Here is a 16,346-nt window from a genome sequence, read left to right as displayed (position 1 = left end):
AAACACGCTCTTGAGTTCTCAAACCACCACCACACCAACAGCTCCAAGCCCTCCGAAGAGTTCTCATCACTGCCGGGCAGCAAGATGTAAACTTACACGAAGTTGGGTTATCCCGCAAATTGGCATAGAAAAATATCGAAGGAACCCAATGATTCCGGGGATTCTACGGCGTGTCGATTTTCATCGACATAGTCCCCGCTTCATCGACCTTCGTCAATCCAGGAACCCCGCACGCTCTTCAGCGAGGCTCAAACCAATATCTTCAATGATTGATATTAGTAGATTTCGTCGCGCGCAGCATGTATTTCCACCATGCGGATGAGCCCGAACGGTGAGGTAGCTGTTTCTTCATCGATCATGCACTACAGGCAGATGGCTTTAACCGTTGCCGCGAACCGTTCTGGTTCATCCCACTGTGGGCAGTGCCCGGACCGGTCAAAGCGAATAAACCGATGCGGGCTCTTCAACCCATCTGCGAACCGCTCAACCAGACTGCCTGGCAGATGACGGTCATACTTGCCGCTGATGAAATATACCGGCACCTCGAAGGAGGTCTGCCCACTGAAATCGACCTGCTCCAGCTCTGCATTCAAGCGAGCGCGGGATTGAGCCACCCCCTTGGCATGGTTGAGCAGACGCGACCAATTGTAGTAGGGCGAGCGCAGGTAGGTCATGATCCGTCCCAGGGATCCGAACAGCATGGCAGCCCCGCCACGAGACAGCAGCTCATTGATCATCAGCACCATGTCGGCGGCCCCGCTCTCTCTGCTGACGATCGAACCGAGCCGGGGACCCAAACTCTGTTGCCCCCAACGCCGTCTTAGACGAAGAGCAGCGCGCATGCTGACGACCTGCCCGAGGCCGATGTAGCAACGGACCAGTGAGGGATACCGCTTCACCATCTCCAAACCTAGGACGCTGCCCCAGGAATGACCGATGAGAATCACGGAATCCTGTCCGTAGGCTCGAAGCAGCTTCAGCACGAACTGGTGAACATCTTCGACCATCGAATTGATGGTCACCACCTCGTCAGGCGCAAAAGGATGGTAAGACAGCCCGCTGCCCCGCTGGTCCAGGTTGATAAAGCGGAAATCGCGCTCCAAGGCCGCGTTGTAGCGCATGGTCAGCGGAATACAGGCATCGCCCGGACCACCATGGAGGTAAAGGATAATAGGGGCACGGCGAGGGGCCGGATTCATCGAGAAGACCAGACGCGTACCTCTAATCCACATCCAATACAAATGTGAATGAGTAGAACGCTGAGGCTGAACACAGAATTTGCCTTGGGCCATAACAGAATTCTATCGGGAAACGGACCTCAAGAATCTCTCATTCGAACAACAAAACGAGCAAGAGAGTAATCCTGGTTAGTCCCATAACACCCGTCAGGGAACCGATCGCAGCGCCAAAATAACAGTTTTATGCCGCCCACCAAGTCCGCTTTAAACACTCTTTTCTTTGGAACGTGCCGGGTGTCGACGGCATCAAGAAGATTTCCACGAACCTTCCAACATTTGACAGGCCTCACCTATTGAAACCGCATGATTCTTGGAAAGTACATCCCCCCCCCCCCTGACTTTACGGTCAGCATCATGGGCCGCCAAACATAAAACTGGGGCAACCGTTGAATCACGGTTGCCCCAGTTGGGCTTGGATCCAATGATTGATCAGATGTGGATCCTTGGATCCTGAGCCCTTACACCATTACGCCTTGACCTTTTTACGGCTCTTTGGCTTCTTGTAACGGTCCGGGTTGGCCTTTTCGTCAAGTCCTCGCCGCACAATCCAGAAAACGATGAGAGCTGCCACAACTACGATAGCCACATCAATTCCGTAGAGCAGTTTCTTCCAAGGACTCATGGAATATCCCAGCCGTGACCTTGGAGTGATGCCATTCATAGCGTTTGAGTTCACTGTGGCGTAGCCGATATTGTGTAGGGCCTTCCTCATGGCCATCCGAGCGGTTGGGCTGTCGTAATCTTGCGCAGCGTTCTCCATCTGGTTCATGAAGAGATCGTTGCCTGCACGAAGGGTCATATCGCGCAACTGGTGCTGCTTGGTCGGATATAGGTCCGTAATTACTGCACCATGGAAGCCCCACTCGCCGCGGAGTACATCTGTTAGCAGACCACGATGCGCAAACCCAATCACACCTCCAATGCTGTTCTGGGAAGACATGATGCCCGTAGCCGAACGAATGACCTTGGTCGTCATCGTCCCCTTGCTGTCACCAATGTACTTCTCAGTGCTCCTAGCCTCCTTGACGGCAATTTCAAAGGGCTTCAAGTAGATTTCGCGCACTGCTTGTTCATTAGCCCAAGTAGCCAGGTACATATCGCGGAAGGTCTCCTGCTCGTTGAGCGCAAAATGCTTCAAATAGCTGAAGATGCCCTTATTTCCAGCACCGCTTATCGAGGCCGCAGCCAGCTTCCCGGACAGGAGGCCATCTTCAGAGTAGTACTCGTAGACACGACCGCTGAAGGGAGACCGGTGAGTATTGACTCCAGGAGCATACCAAGCGTTCAGACCAGACTGCAGACCCTCCTCACCCAGGGCCTCACCCATCTCCTTCAGAAGATTTACGTTCCAAGTGGAGGCTATGACATTGGCGCCTGCCCAGGATGAGGCGCCCTTGATACTCCATCCCATGGCACCGTCCTTATCCACAGTTGCAGGCTTGTCGATGGACGGAATCGCAGCGGTTTGGTAGGCAGCCTTGAAAAGAACCTCAGTGATGCTCTTCTTATCACCCTGCCAATCAATCTGATCCAGCAACTGGTCCCACTTCTTGCTGTTGTAATCCTCGCCACGCAGGTCGATCAGAGCCAGATCGTGCTTGGCTTTGGATTTAGGCTCCTTGTCTTGGTAGACCTTGCTGGCCTTGTCATTGCCTAGAACCTTATCGGTATCAGGGTCGAACTTGTCAAACCAAGAGAATTCATCCAGAGCAACCTGTGGAGCCACACCCTTACGTCCCTCTGGGGCTGTTGGGAAGGTTCCCTTCCAGTTGCTACGTGAAAGCTGGGTGACACCCTGTTCATCCATATAGGCGTTCATGGTCTGGAAACGGTTGCTGGGCGCCTTGAAACCGGCCTTCTGTTCAGGTTTGCCTGTCGGTTCACCCTTGTCGTTGAGCTTGGATTGTGCATCCTTGTCAGACTGCCGTGGATTGTTGCCTTCATAGAACTGGGTATTGGCAACAGTGAACTGGTAGGTGTCCAGGACATCATGGGAATTGTTCTTGAGTTGCAGCATGTAATTCCCGGCCTCCAGAAGATAGGCACCGGTGGAACCGTCATGATTCCTATGGTGGTAGTCGTAGGAAGCCATATCGTCCTCGGAGAACTTCAGTTTGATCTCCTGCCCAGCACCAGGCTGTAGAAGCTTGGTTTTGGCGAAGGCGCCCAGTTCGGTGGCAGACTTCTCCACATGATTGCTCCTGTCATAGTCGGTGTAGGGAGCTGTGTAGTACAGCTGGACGGTATCCTTGCCAGCGACCTTGCCGGTATTCTTTACTTCGACGGTGGCTTCCACCTTCCCGCCGGACACCTGAACATCCTTGAGTTTCCGGTCAAAAGAGGTGTAGCTCATTCCGTAGCCGAAAGGATAGGCCACAGCGCCAGGTTGGACGATGCCGCCGTTCTTATTCAGCCTGCCATAGATGAAATCAGGATCTTCGACACTGGCCGTCTCATAATAGCGGTAGCCAACGTATATACCTTCTTCATATTCGACATAAGGACGATCGATGGTGCCGCGGTTAGCTCCAGGCATGAAATCGCCCAAGACTGATTGATCTTTGACCTTGGTGTTGGTGTAGTGGTATTCACCAAAATTGGCAAAAGTTGGGTCTTTGGTGAAATCGGTCGGATAGGTATCTGTCAAGCGACCGGAAGGATTAACCTTTCCGCTCAGTATCCTGCCAAGTGATTCAAACCCGCGAGAGCCAGTGGTGCCGGTCCATACAATGGCATCAGCCTCAAATTCTCCACCCATAATTGGGGTCAGCTCCATAGGATTTGCACTGTTGAGCACCACAATCACCGATGCGCAGTGATCCTTGGCAAACTTGATTGTGTTCTTCTCCGCTGCAGTCAAAGCCAGATAATGTGGAGTTCCATCGTCATACCCCTGCGTGCGCTTGTCGATTCCTTCGGAACCTGAACGCTTGATGAAAACTATGCCCGTTGTGTCCTTGACCTTGTCAGCAAGAGGCGTATAGATGCTGGGATCATACTCATCGATATGAGCTGACTTCCCCTTGTCCATGATGGCTTGGACCGAGTTCTTGTCAGCATTCAGTGCCTTGGTGCCTGGCGCAGCACCTGGCGACGAAGTCTTAGCTCCCTTCATGGCTTGGACTGTTGCATCATTCACTTTGAAATAATGCTTGAGCCCCTGCTCGGAGGTAATCATCTCCTTGTCCGTCGTAGCCGCTGCCCCACTACCGGAATAGGCTGGGTCCATGTATCCCGCTCCGAAGGGCGAAACTATACTTTGCTCCTTCAAAGGGAGTACACCGTCATTCTTCAACATGACGATGCCCTCATCGGTTACCCTCTGGGAGACGGCATCGCTTTTCGTCTTGGCCTCCTGCATAGAATTGGTGGCCTTGGCGTTGTAAGTGGTGTTCCAGGCTGAAGTTCCCGGGGCTTTCTTAACGACCACGTGGCCCCCACCCAGGTAACTGTCAAGCACACTGGCAAAAGAATTGCCAGCCACGGTCAAAGCCACAGCCAGAGCCAGGATGACCACGATAACGGTGATCCATATCCGCTTGAACGTCCGTCCGCTCATCTTCAGTTTCTTTGGTTTTTCCGATTCCACGATTTCTCCTTGCAGTCTCTTCATTGACACTTGGGGAAAGCACCGACGACGGTCATCAGCGATGAGGAATCGCCCAGTACGTTCCCTAACATCTCAGTTGTTTCGAACACGGTCAGAATATCCATCACTTTTCAAGCAATCTTCGGAAAAAGCACAACCTGTCGCTTTGACACCCTAATCTGCTGGCACCTATCGGGGATTCACATAACGATTCTGCCGGTGTAGTAGTTTCTTACAGCAAGCTTCCATGATTAGGCACGAAAACAAATATTGCGGTCTTAGAGCTTGTAATGAGCCGTATCGTAAACAATCAAAATCCGTATAGGGTTGGACTCCAAAAGCGAAGCATTCCCAGACAATACTGGCAACTCGCGTTCTTACTTAACCTGGTCAATGGTCGCTTGCAAATGGCTTGCTCAATTCCGAAACCCAATTACTCAAACAGTGCACGGGATTGCATGTCTGCGTACCTGGCAAAACCAGCAAAAACAGCTGAAAATTTCTCTCTATGGAACAGCATTTCATGTTGGAGAAGGCGCTGCCAACAACCATTTATGCGCTCAATCGAACAGGTTGGTCTCAAAGTGCTGCACATGGAGGTGTAAACACCGATAATACAAACGAAGCAGAACCGAGCCTTTACCAGAAAACTTCGGTGTTTTCTGAACCTGAAGAGAATTTCGACACGGGTCTTGACCTCTCTGGGAGACTGGCCGGTTAACCACCGAAGGAGTCGTGGAGAGAGGGAACACTATGGAAGTCAAGGATCTGACAGTTCTGGAACGGGCATCGCTGCTCTCCGGAAAATCCACCTGGGCGACCCGAGCCTTGAAGAGGGCAGGCATCCCGAGCATGGTCCTAAGCGACGGCCCGCACGGCCTGCGCCGCCAGACCGGATCAGGGGACAACCTGGGCATGGGCAAGTCCAAGCCCGCCACCTGCTTCCCCACAGCGGGCACCGTGGCCTGCTCATGGGACCCGGAGTTGGCAAAGACCATGGGCCAGGCGCTGGGTAGAGAGGCCAGAAGCCTAGGCGTCAACATGGTTCTGGGTCCGGGCATGAACATCAAACGCAACCCCCTGTGCGGCAGAAACTTTGAATACTATTCCGAAGACCCCCAGGTGGCCGGTCGTATGGCTGCAGGCCTGATCGAAGGCATCCAGTCCCAGGGCGTGGCCGCCACCCCCAAACACTTCGCCATGAACAGCCAGGAGCTGCGGCGCCAGGCATCCGATTCCGTGGTGGACGAGCGCACCATGCGCGAGCTCTATCTGACCGGATTCGAGATCGCCGTGCGCCAGGCCCATCCCTGGGCCATCATGACCTCATACAACATGGTCAACGGCACCTATGCCAACGAGAATCCCCACCTGCTCAAGGACATCCTGCGCAAGGAGTGGGGCTTCGACGGAATGGTGGTCTCGGATTGGGGCGGCTCCAACAGTGCGGTCGCCGCAGCCGCCAATGGCTCCTCCCTGGAGATGCCCCAGGCAGGATACGACTCCGTGCGACAGGTTGCCAAGGCCGTGCAGGAGGGCCGCCTGGACGAAGCCGACCTGAATGCCCGGGCCGAAGAGGTGGCACGGCTGGCCAAGCTGACCTACCACTCTGGCATGGATCCTGATGGGAACCTGACCGCGGACCAGATACGGGACCATCATCAGGTGGCGAGGAGCATCGCCGAGGGATCCGCCGTCCTTCTGATCAATCGGAAGGGACGCCTGCCACTGGCCGCCGGCACCCGGGTCGCCCTGGTCGGGGATATGGCCGAAACCCCAAGATTCCAAGGATCCGGATCCTCAAAGGTCAACGCAGCCAAGCAGGAGAGCATGCTGGACCTGCTCAGGCAGGGCAACGGCGACGGCCTGGAGCTGGCCTCCTACAGCCAGGGCTACGAACGCCATGGCGAGAAGAACCAATCTTTGATCGACCAGGCCGTGGCTGCGGCTGGCCAGGCTGACGTGATCGTCGCCTGCGTGGGCCTGGATGAGCGCAGTGAATCCGAGGGCCTGGACCGCTCACACATGGACATTCCCGGCAACCAGGTCGACCTGATCAAGGCCCTGGGCGCGACGGACAAGCCCCTGGTGGTCGTCCTGGTGGCGGGCTCCCCCGTCACCACCGACTGGATCGACCAGTGCGATGCCGTTCTCTATATAGGACTGTCCGGGCAGGCTGGAGCCTCAGCCACCCTGAACATCCTGACGGGCCGGGTCAACCCCTCCGGCCACCTTGCGGAAACCTGGCCCAAGTCCTATGCCGACTGCCCCAGCGCCGACTGGTACCCCGATCCAGCGCATGAGTCGATCTACCTGGAGGGTCCCTTCGTCGGCTACCGCTACTACCTGACCGCCGAGGTGGAGGAACGCTTCCCCTTCGGCTACGGCCTGTCTTACGCACACTTCGCCTACGCCGATCTGACCGTGGACGACAAGGGGGTCACCTTCACCCTGACCAATGATTCGGACAGGCAGGGGGCCACCGTTCCCCAGCTCTACGTCCAGGCGCCCAAGGGTGGCGTGCTCAGACCAGTCCGCGAGCTGAAGGGCTTCAAGAAGGTCAGCCTGGAGGCCGGCCAGTCAACCCAGGTCCGCATCGACTTCGACCAGACGACCTTCCGGCACTTCGATACGGCCAGCAACTCCTGGCAGGTCGAGTCCGGCGACTGGACCATCATGATCGGCTCCAACGCGCGCAAGATGGAACTAAGTGGACATCTGAGAGTCCAAGGCACCGTCGATCCGCAGGGTCCCGACCCTGCCCTCGGCGCCTATCTGACCGGCCGGGTCAAGGAGGTCGACGATGCCGCTGTGACAGCACTCTTCGGCCACCCGGTGGTCCGACAGGGCGCCGTCAGCACCTTCGGCGTCAACGATCCGCTCTCGTCCTGGAAGGACTCCAGAAGCGCCGTGGCCAGGTTCGTGGCCAACTTCCTGGCCAAGAGCGAGAGCCGCCACGAGGCCAAGACCGGCAACCCCGACCTGAACACCCTCTTCCTGCTCAACATGCCCCCCAGGGCCATGGCCAAGATGACCAACGGGCTGATCGACACGGCCATGGTCGAGGCCATCGTGCGCATTCCCAATGGCCACCTATGGCGGGGGCTGGGCGGATTCATCGCCGGATTCTTCAGGAACATGTCCGCCAACCGCAAGACCGGAAAGGAGCTCAATCATGAGTGATCAGCACAGCCAGCAGGCCGGACAGCCGGCCCAGGGGAAGGCGACGACGGCCTCGCAGTGGGCGATTGTCCGCTGGTGGCGGCGGTTCAGCGACCGGCACACCACCCTGGCCCAGTTCATCGTCTTCTTCATCCTGTCCAACGGGGTCACCGTACTGCAGCTGGTGCTCATGCCCGTGCTCAAGGCCATCTTCAACGGCACCTCCCTGGTCGGCACCAACTTCCAGATCTGGCGCATGGGGACCGTCGGCGGCAAGCCCTACTACCTGTTCGACTACGCGGCCGGATCCATCGGCCACGGCGGCGGGGGCGGCCTGGCCTACTTCCTCGCGGTGGAGATCACCCTGCTGATCGCCCAGGTCATCAACTTCTTCCTCCAGCGCAACATCACCTTCAAGTCCAACTCCTCGGTCTGGAAAGCGGCCTTCTGGTACCTGGTGGCCTATGTGATCATCACCATCATCGCGGCGGCGCTGCAGGGCTGGTACAAGGACCCCATCTACGGCTTCTTCCAGCACACCCTGAACTGGGGCGGCCTGGGGACCACCATTGCTGATCTGGTCACCATGATCATCAACTCGGCCATCTCCTTCTGGGTCTTCTTCCCCATCTTCAAGGTCATCTTCCGTCAGGAGCCCACCGAATCCGAGACGAGCGCCCAGTAAAATTCCGGCCCCACTCCCCCGGCTGTCAATGAACCGGCATGCATCGGCATCCAGAGGGGCGGGGCCTTTTCCTCAAACCCATCATGTACAGTGGTCGCATACAACGGCCGCCGACATACCCGCCGACCCATTCTTTTGCGAAGTGATCGTTCATGACAGCTGACCGCCCGGCCTCCACGAGCCCGCTCGTTCTCACTTTCATCGTCCCTGCCTATAACATGGCCCGGCATCTGCCGACCTGCCTGGATTCGCTTCTAAGCCGGGAGGGGGACGATCTGGAGGTCATCGTGGTCGATGACGGTTCCACCGATGACACAGCGCAGGTGGTGCGGTCATACCGGGAACGCCACCCGCACACTCTCCGTCTGATCAGCCAGACCAACAAGGGCCATGGCGGCGCAGTCAACACGGGTCTGGCAGCTGCCAGGGGCCGCTATGTCAAGGTGGTCGATGCCGACGACTGGGTGGACCCGACATCCCTGGGCCTGGTTCTGGATCAGTTGCGCGACCAGTCGCGACGTACGAATCCGGTGGACATGGTGGTCACCAACTACGTCTACGAGAAGGAAGGCCGCAAGCATAAGCGGGTCATCAACTTCCGCAGCGTCATGGATCCGGGGCGGGTGCTGGACTGGAACCACCTGCGGCGGTTCGGACTGGCCCAGTACATGATCATGCACGCCCTGATCCTGCGCACCGAGGTGCTCCGTCAGGCCCATACCCGCCTGCCCGAGCACACCTACTACGTGGACTTCATCTACTCCTATCAGCCCCTGCCCTGGGTACACACCCTGCTCTACCTGGACACGAATTTCTACCGCTATCACACCGGTCGACAGGGCCAGTCGGTGCAGACCTCGATCATGATCGCCCGTGTTTCACAACTGCTGTTGGTCAACGGGCTCATGGCGGATTCAACTCCTGACCCGGGGACGGTTCCCCGTGGACTCTATCGTTATATGATCCACTATCTGTCCATCAACTGCGTGGTGACCTCGGTCTTCCTGATCCTCTCCCACAAACCCAGCAACTACCGGAACAAGGACATGCTCTGGCGAAGGCTGGAGCACCGCTCCCCCGTCATCGCCTCCGACGTGCGCTCCACCCTGCTCTGTCGGATAATCAACATGCCGGGCCGGCCGGGCCGCCTGGCCATCCGTCTGGGCTATAAGGTCGCCGATGCCGCCATGGGCTTCAACTGATCGCCCTCCCTCGGCAGGAGCACACAGAGGCTGAACCAGTGATGCTCTGTGCGCAGGGTTATCTCGCCCTGGTAACGATGGGCTATGTGCCGGATGGACTTGACCCCGTATCCATGCAGGCCACCGTCTGTCCTGGTCTTGGTGGTCGCCAATTCGCCGTTGCCTTTCCAATTCAGAGGTGAGGCGAAATAGTTTTCGATGCGAATCACCACGAATTGTCCCCGGGCGTACAGAGCCACTTTGATTAGGCGGCGGTCGGGCTCCTTGACCTTCCTCAAAGCCTCGATGGCATTGTCCAAGGCGTTGCCGAAGAGGGTGGAGACATCCATGGGCGACATCCCCTCCAAGAGCGAGCCGTCGGCCACCATGGTCAGGGTGATCCCCTCTTCCGAGCAGATGCGCTCCTTGGTCGACATGACCACATCAAGGATGGGGTTGCCGGTATGCTGCTGCGACCCGTACCGTCCGACCGCAGCCTCCAGCTCCTCGAAGTCCTGGGACTTGCGCTCAGGGTCCATCTGCGAACGCAGGGCGGCAATCTGATGCTTGAGGTCGTGGGCAAGCCTGCCCATGGCCTCCAGATTCTCCTTGGAGCGCATATACTCCCGATGCTGGCTGTAGGCCCGGGCGTTGATTGAGGCCAGCTCGGCGCTGGCATGGCTCTCCCGCAGCTGCTCCTGCTGGGCGTAGAGCATGGCGAACCCACACAGGTCCACAAGGGTGCGGATGTAGAAAATCTCCAGGCCGACCCGACCCGAGAAGGGGGTGTTGGTGGAGACGAAGCTCAGATTGGACATGGCGAAGGTGACCACCGCAATGACCGCGGCCATGAAGACGCTGCGTCCAGGCACCGATGGCTGTGCATCGGCGAAGTTGCGCCGCTCCGCCACCCAGGCCAGCAGCCCTACGCCACCATAGATCAGCACCAACAGGATCAGGGAGGCCGGGTCGTACAGGCTGTGGCTGGCAGGCCGCATGAAAGAGTCCAGCTGCCAGTGCAGGGAGGCAACCAGTTCAGCCAGGACGAAGGCACGGGCCAGCAGATAAGCCCCATCCAACGCGCCCACCCCTGAAGCCAGCATGATGATGGCATACATGCAGGCCACGGCCAGGCACATGCTGATGATCCAGAAGGCGATAGGGAGGGTGCCGGCCCAGTATTGAACGACAACCAGCACGGCCAGACCAGGCAGAAGGACCGCCGCCATCCGAAGGCGGGAGATTCTCGGCCCGATGGCCAACAGATAGACCAGGCAACCCAGCCATTCGCTGATGGCCGTATAGAGCCGGGGTATGTCGGGCAGGGCGTTGAGGATGTGGGTGGTGGTCATGGCCGACCTGCCACGTAGGCGGTTAGAGCCGTCATAAAGGATTTCTTGCGGGGTCGGCTGACCCGCAGCCGCTGACCGGTGGACATAATGCAGTCCTGGTCCTCCATGCCCGTCACATGGGCCAGATTGACCAGGTAGCAGGAGTTGGATCGGAAGAATCCCCGCTGGTCCAGCTGGCCCTCCAGACTCTTCAAGGTGCTGTTCGTGGTCAGCGAGGAGCCCAAGGTATGGATGACGCTGCTGTGGCGGACGGATTCGATGAAGACGATGTCCTTGAGGGGAATCCGGGTGGATCGTGCGCCCTCGGTAATCAGGATGGACAGGTCCACGCGGCCGCGCACCTGGGCGATGGACCGGTCCAGCTCCTGGGAGAAGGCGAACCAGGGCAGGGGCTTGAGCAGGTAGGAGAGTGCGCCCACCTCATAGCCGTTGATGGCGTACTGGGGGGCGGAGGTGATGAAGACGATGACCACCGACTCATCATGGGCGCGCACTCTGCGGGCCACCTCAATCCCGTCCATGGGGGTCATCTGAATGTCCAGAAGAAGGATGTCATACACGGGTCGATAGCCGTCCGCAAAGGCCTTGCCATCGGTGAAGACGCTGACCGACAGCTCTTCCTGGCGTTCCTTGCGGTAGCGGCTCAGGTAATTGACCATGGTCCGGCAGCTGATGGAATCATCATCCACCACTGCGATTCTGATCATCCTGGCGCACACTCCTTACCCCGGCGGCCGAAGACCCATGGCCGTCGTTATCACCGTTCTTCCATGATATCGGAGATGTCCGCATGGCAGACTCCGCTTTCCCGAAGCCGAACTCGGACTCAGTGAGTCTCAACCACCCGTGCGGTCTTGTAGCGCTCGGCCCGGGTCAGAATCAGGAAGCAGATGATTCCCAGCAGGGCAGATACGGCAATAATGCCAAAGCCCACGTTCCAACCCGATTTGCCCACGAGCGCACCGATCCCGTAGGAGGCAGTGGCTTCGCCGAATATGTAGCCGAACAGGCCTACAAACCCGGTAGTACTGCCAATGGCAAAACGCGGCGCCAGATCGATGGTCAGAGCGGCGATCAGCATCTGCGGTCCGTAGACGAAGATGCCCATCAGGGCTATCTCCAGGTCAATGGCCCAAAGGTCACTGGAAGCCCAGTAGCCCAGGAAGACGACCCCCAACAGGGCCATCAGACCTGCGGCCATGCCGGCGCGCTTGCCGTGGAAAAAGTGGTCGCTCATCCAGCCGATCAGGATGGTCCCCGGGATGGCCGCATACTCGAAGAGCGCGAAGCTGGAGCGCGCCTGAGCAAGGGAGAACCCTTTGGCTTCGTTCAGGTAGATGGGAATCCAGTTGAGCACGCCATAGCGCAGAATGTAAACGAAGGCATTGGACAAGGCCAGGACCCAAATGTAGGGGTTGGAGGCCACATACCGTAGGAAAATCTGCACAATGGACAGGTCGGAATGGGTCTGAAGCTTGGCGGCATCAATATTCTCGTCCTCATATTCCTCGGCCTTGTACTCCTGGATGGGCGGCAGGCCTACCGACTCGGGGGTATCGGCTCCCAGCAGCACAACCAGCAGGGCCATAATCAGCGAGATGATCGAGGGGACGAAGAAGATGCTCTTCCACATGTGAGGCCCGAAGGCGGCCAGGGCTACGCCCACAATAGGCGCCACAGTGCCCGAGCCCAGATTGTGGGAGGTGTTCCACATAGACACGAAGGAGCCGCGCTCTTTCTCAGCCCACCAGTTGGACAGCGACTTGTGGGCAGCAGGCGCCCCCATGCCCTGGAAAATACCCAGCAGGACCATGAGCACCATCATGACCCCCTTGCTAGCCGTGGCCCCGAAGATCAGGTTGAGCAGGGCAGACAGGACCAGTCCGGTGGCGATGTAGTAACGAGGGTTGGATTTGTCGGATAGCATGCCCATGACGAACTTGCTGATGCCGTAGGAGACGGCCAGGCAGAGCGTAATCAGTCCGATGTCCGCCGTCGTGAAGCCATAGTTGCGCTTAAGGTAGGGGGAGGCCACAGAGAAGTTGGAGCGGATGATGTAGTACCCTGCATATCCTAGGTAGATGCTGAAGAATACCCGTATGCGATAGGAACGATAAGTCGCAGGAATCTTCTTTTCGGGAACCTTCACCTTGGCAGGAGGGGCTGGTTTGAGAAAAGCAAACATAGTTTGAACTACTCTCTCTCTTTCCTTTTGCAATCAATCGGTCTGCACGCCTATGTGCACAGACTTGACACTGGAACTGCTCAGTCCAGACGCCACATTCGCAGTATAGGACGCCTTGGTGGAACAAGTCGGCATAGGACTCGATAGTCGGATGTATACATGTCTTGCGAATCAATTCTCACTTGTGGACGGGAACGGTTAGAGTCGAAACATGTCTACCTCCGCACCCTCTTCGTCCTGGAAACCCTCCACCTGGCTGGCCCGCCTGATGCTGCTGATGGCCGCGGCCGCCTGGGGAGCCGGATACACCTTCGAAAAGGTTGCCATGGAGACCCTGACCGTGCGCTGGCTGATGGGCATTCGAATCCTGTGCGCCATCGTCATCATGACGCCTTTTCTGTTGCCTCGGCTGCGCAGGACCGGGGCCATACACACCCTGGTGCCGGGACTGATTCTTGGGGTCAGCTACTGGGCGGCCTTCAGCCTGCAGATGATGGGACTGACCACCATTGCTCCGGGCCGCAACTCCTTCCTGACGGCCACCTACTGCATCTTTGTACCCTTCCTGGTCTGGATCATGGCCCGTCGACGGCCGGCCCTGCGCCACTTCGTCGCTGCCGCCATCTGCATCCTGGGCGTGGCTCTGATCTCGCTGCCGGCCCAAGGCGGGGGACAGGGGCTGTCTTTGAGCACTGGCGACCTGCTGACCCTGGCCGGTGCCCTACTCTACGGGGTCAACCTGGTCATCACCGGCTTCCTGACCAAGAAGTTCGATGCGCCCACGCTTACCTACCTGGAGCTGCTCTTCGGCGGCATCCTCTTCCTGGTCTGTGCGCTGATCTTCGATTCCTTCCCCACTGCGGCCGACTTCACGCCCTCAACCCTGGGCTCCATGATTTATCTGACGCTGATCTCGACCCTGATGGCCCAGAACTTCCAGAACATCGCCTTCTCCAGGGTCCCCGCCGCCCAGGGTTCGCTGATCCTGTGCTCAGAGAGCCTGTTCGGCATGATGGTCTCGGTCCTGGTCCTGCACGAGGAGCTGACGGCCACCCATCTGCTGGGCTTCGCCATCATCTTCGCCGCCATCATCCTGTCCGAGGTCAGGCTTCACCCCCGCCGGTCGTCGGGGGATTCCTCCGCACCTGTGTCCTCCTCCCGGTAGGCTGTCCCGGGCAGGAGGTCGTAGGGCATCTGCCGCTTGATCAGATAGAAGACCAGCAGGAGCAGGGCCAGGATGCGCGTTGCAATCTGAACGTTGCCGGTCCAGGGGCCGAAGACTGCCAGGATGACTGCAGTCCTCAGCAGGTAGAAGAGGAAGCGGGACCAGCCATGCCGCTGCTTGGTCTCGACGGTCATGTGGGTGAAGGTGGCGCCCAGCGTCCGTCCACGGCGGGGCAGGGGGATAAGCAGTTCGAAGATCAGCAGCATGGCCAGATCCACCACGGTCCCGAACACATCCAGAGCGGATGTGGCGATCAGCAGCCCGCCAAAGCGGTAGTGGCCATCCAGCTGATAGGTGCCCAAGCGATGGACCGCATAGGTCACGCCCATCCCCAGAGACATGGACAGAATGGTGGCCAGGAGCAGATCCAGAGCCAGGGAGACGGCACGGTGTATGAACCCGGGGTTGGTGACCAGCTGGGCAGCGTCAGCCTGACGGGTGGGAACGAGTTTGTTGGCCGCCATGGCCACCAGGTAGCCGATTATGGCGCCTGAGGTATTCCAGATCAGGTCGTCTACGTCGAAGAGGCGATAGGCGCAGCCCACGATGCCGAAGACCCCGGTCAGCTGGGCCGTCTCAATGAAGAGGGAGACCAGGATGGCGACCGGCAGGGCCAGGATGAAGCGCCAGCGGAAGACCCGCCCCATAATAAAGCCCAGGGGCAGGAAGAAGGCCACATTGAGCAGGATCTGCAGCATGGCCATCCGTCCGCCTGTGCTCAGGTCGGTTAGGAACTGCAGGGGGTTGAGCTGGGGAGTCAGATGATGGGTGGCACAGAAGGCGGCACGATCGTCGGGCATGGGCCAGAGGGTGAAGAAGACCAAGGCCAGCAGGTATAAGACGGTCAGGTAGGCCGCCATGGCTGCGGTCAGCCGCAGCCGGTGGTAGCGGTTGTAAATCAGGGCAAGGATGGGCAGGGTCAGAATCAGCGAGGCAAGGGGCCAAAAGACCAGAGATATGCCGAAGGAGCCGCTGAAATAGTCCAAGTACGTCGAGAGCATAATTCCAGTCTAAAACGCTCCCGGGTCTATCGGCCGATTGACTGCTCCGAGCAGGTGTTCAGTCGTCGCCCAAGGTCACGTGGATGCCGCCCACCAGGGAGCTGACCAGGTTGTACAGGAAGGCGAAAATGGTGACCAGAACCACTACTATGACAATCTCGAAAATGGAGAAGATGGTCACCGAACTCAGGACCGTCCCCAGACTCAGCACCTGGCCCAGATCGAAACCACCCGCGTCCAGACCTGTCTTGGAAATGACCTGGGTCAGGTTATCGAAGAGCCCCATGGCGTTGAGCAGGAACCAGAGCAGGGCAGCGGCCACCACTTGTATGATGCCCCCGGCGATAGCCAGCAGGAAGGTGACCTTGGCCACCGACCAGGGCTCCAGCCGGGTCAGGGACAGCTGCATGCGCCGGGCCCGAGGCACGTGAGGACGCGCCGCCGAAGCCGAAGCCACAGGCCGGACAGGACGGGATGAGGATACCTTGACCGGACCGGCAGCCGAGGCTGTGGTTCTTGCTGAACGTCCCGATGCCGTCCTGCCGGCTGCGGGAGCCGGGGGAGTGGCCGATGATGACCGACGGGACTCGCCTTGTGCGGATTCATCAGCCTTGGTCTTCCCCTTTTGGGACTTACCAGCACCCTGCTTGCCGGCCTTGACCTGCTCCTGATCATCCTGGCTCATCGGCACTCCTTGATCCTTGCGTTCAATGGCCCGCGCATACCGC

Annotated in this window: 12 protein-coding genes; 5 read left to right on the top strand and 7 right to left on the bottom strand. The window is 58.4% G+C overall.

Annotated features, from left to right (window positions below; genetic code table 11):
• Positions 1-362 precede the first annotated feature (362 nt).
• The gene (locus tag H3S97_RS03565; protein ID WP_232356224.1) at positions 363-1,292 is read right to left on the bottom strand and encodes an alpha/beta fold hydrolase; all 930 of its coding nucleotides are present in this window, start codon (positions 1,290-1,292) and stop codon (positions 363-365) included.
• A 412-nt stretch (positions 1,293-1,704) separates the two neighbouring features.
• Entirely contained in the window at positions 1,705-4,734 is a 3,030-nt protein-coding gene (locus H3S97_RS03560; RefSeq protein WP_332468258.1) for a glycoside hydrolase family 3 C-terminal domain-containing protein, read from the bottom strand.
• Positions 4,735-5,335: 601 nt separating this feature from the next.
• Between H3S97_RS03560 and H3S97_RS03555 the strand changes: the two genes are divergently transcribed.
• From H3S97_RS03555 to H3S97_RS03540, 4 genes are all read left to right on the top strand, one after another.
• A complete protein-coding gene (locus H3S97_RS03555; protein WP_198187675.1) occupies positions 5,336-5,548 on the top strand; it encodes a hypothetical protein in 213 nt (70 codons plus the stop codon).
• A 32-nt stretch (positions 5,549-5,580) separates the two neighbouring features.
• The gene (locus H3S97_RS03550) at positions 5,581-8,010 is read left to right on the top strand and encodes a glycoside hydrolase family 3 C-terminal domain-containing protein (protein WP_198219637.1); all 2,430 of its coding nucleotides are present in this window, start codon (positions 5,581-5,583) and stop codon (positions 8,008-8,010) included.
• Positions 8,003-8,674: a hypothetical protein gene (locus H3S97_RS03545; RefSeq protein WP_198219636.1), complete on the top strand. Its 672-nt coding sequence runs from the start codon at positions 8,003-8,005 to the stop codon at positions 8,672-8,674. Before H3S97_RS03550 ends, H3S97_RS03545 begins: the two co-directional genes overlap by 8 nt.
• A gap of 152 nt (positions 8,675-8,826) precedes the next feature.
• Positions 8,827-9,876 carry a glycosyltransferase family 2 protein gene (locus tag H3S97_RS03540; RefSeq protein ID WP_198219635.1) on the top strand — a complete coding sequence of 350 codons (1,050 nt, stop codon included), beginning with the start codon at positions 8,827-8,829 and terminating at the stop codon, positions 9,874-9,876.
• Here the strand turns inward: H3S97_RS03540 and H3S97_RS03535 are convergent.
• The 3 genes from H3S97_RS03535 to H3S97_RS03525 all read right to left on the bottom strand — a co-directional run bounded on the left by H3S97_RS03535 (position 9,840) and on the right by H3S97_RS03525 (position 13,392).
• On the bottom strand, positions 9,840-11,207 hold the full coding sequence (locus H3S97_RS03535; protein WP_198187683.1) for a sensor histidine kinase: 1,368 nt from the start codon (positions 11,205-11,207) through the stop codon (positions 9,840-9,842). The two genes, H3S97_RS03540 and H3S97_RS03535, sit on opposite strands and share 37 nt — an antisense overlap.
• The gene (locus tag H3S97_RS03530; protein ID WP_198187685.1) at positions 11,204-11,914 is read right to left on the bottom strand and encodes a LytR/AlgR family response regulator transcription factor; all 711 of its coding nucleotides are present in this window, start codon (positions 11,912-11,914) and stop codon (positions 11,204-11,206) included. Before H3S97_RS03530 ends, H3S97_RS03535 begins: the two co-directional genes overlap by 4 nt.
• Positions 11,915-12,033: 119 nt before the next feature.
• Entirely contained in the window at positions 12,034-13,392 is a 1,359-nt protein-coding gene (locus tag H3S97_RS03525; RefSeq protein WP_029678391.1) for an MFS transporter, read from the bottom strand.
• Between the two features lie 211 nt (positions 13,393-13,603).
• Between H3S97_RS03525 and H3S97_RS03520 the strand changes: the two genes are divergently transcribed.
• Entirely contained in the window at positions 13,604-14,557 is a 954-nt protein-coding gene (locus H3S97_RS03520) for a DMT family transporter (protein ID WP_198219634.1), read from the top strand.
• Here the strand turns inward: H3S97_RS03520 and H3S97_RS03515 are convergent.
• Together H3S97_RS03515 and H3S97_RS03510 are read right to left on the bottom strand one after the other, a co-directional pair.
• A complete protein-coding gene (locus H3S97_RS03515; protein ID WP_198219633.1) occupies positions 14,503-15,618 on the bottom strand; it encodes a VanZ family protein in 1,116 nt (371 codons plus the stop codon). The genes H3S97_RS03520 and H3S97_RS03515 overlap by 55 nt on opposite strands.
• A 58-nt stretch (positions 15,619-15,676) precedes the next feature.
• Entirely contained in the window at positions 15,677-16,303 is a 627-nt protein-coding gene (locus H3S97_RS03510) for a DUF3566 domain-containing protein (RefSeq protein WP_198219632.1), read from the bottom strand.
• Positions 16,304-16,346 lie beyond the last annotated feature (43 nt).

It is taken from the genome of Bifidobacterium choladohabitans (assembly GCF_016102005.1).
Taxonomy (GTDB): Bacteria; Actinomycetota; Actinomycetes; order Actinomycetales; family Bifidobacteriaceae; genus Bombiscardovia; species Bombiscardovia choladohabitans.
The sequence above is the reverse complement of the archived record's forward strand: the minus strand, read 5'-3'. Positions and strand labels throughout refer to the sequence as shown.

What these genes read in the sequence shown, in the direction of transcription:
- H3S97_RS03565 (WP_232356224.1), bottom strand. Translation starts at nt 1,292, where the DNA reads ATGGCCCAAGGCAAATTCTGTGTTCAGCCTCAGCGTTCTACTCATTCA.
- H3S97_RS03525 (WP_029678391.1), bottom strand. Translation starts at nt 13,392, where the DNA reads ATGTTTGCTTTTCTCAAACCAGCCCCTCCTGCCAAGGTGAAGGTTCCC.
- H3S97_RS03535 (WP_198187683.1), bottom strand. Translation starts at nt 11,207, where the DNA reads ATGACCACCACCCACATCCTCAACGCCCTGCCCGACATACCCCGGCTC.
- H3S97_RS03545 (WP_198219636.1), top strand. Translation starts at nt 8,003, where the DNA reads ATGAGTGATCAGCACAGCCAGCAGGCCGGACAGCCGGCCCAGGGGAAG.
- H3S97_RS03515 (WP_198219633.1), bottom strand. Translation starts at nt 15,618, where the DNA reads ATGCTCTCGACGTACTTGGACTATTTCAGCGGCTCCTTCGGCATATCT.
- H3S97_RS03540 (WP_198219635.1), top strand. Translation starts at nt 8,827, where the DNA reads ATGACAGCTGACCGCCCGGCCTCCACGAGCCCGCTCGTTCTCACTTTC.
- H3S97_RS03555 (WP_198187675.1), top strand. Translation starts at nt 5,336, where the DNA reads ATGGAACAGCATTTCATGTTGGAGAAGGCGCTGCCAACAACCATTTAT.
- H3S97_RS03510 (WP_198219632.1), bottom strand. Translation starts at nt 16,303, where the DNA reads ATGAGCCAGGATGATCAGGAGCAGGTCAAGGCCGGCAAGCAGGGTGCT.
- H3S97_RS03530 (WP_198187685.1), bottom strand. Translation starts at nt 11,914, where the DNA reads ATGATCAGAATCGCAGTGGTGGATGATGATTCCATCAGCTGCCGGACC.
- H3S97_RS03550 (WP_198219637.1), top strand. Translation starts at nt 5,581, where the DNA reads ATGGAAGTCAAGGATCTGACAGTTCTGGAACGGGCATCGCTGCTCTCC.
- H3S97_RS03520 (WP_198219634.1), top strand. Translation starts at nt 13,604, where the DNA reads ATGTCTACCTCCGCACCCTCTTCGTCCTGGAAACCCTCCACCTGGCTG.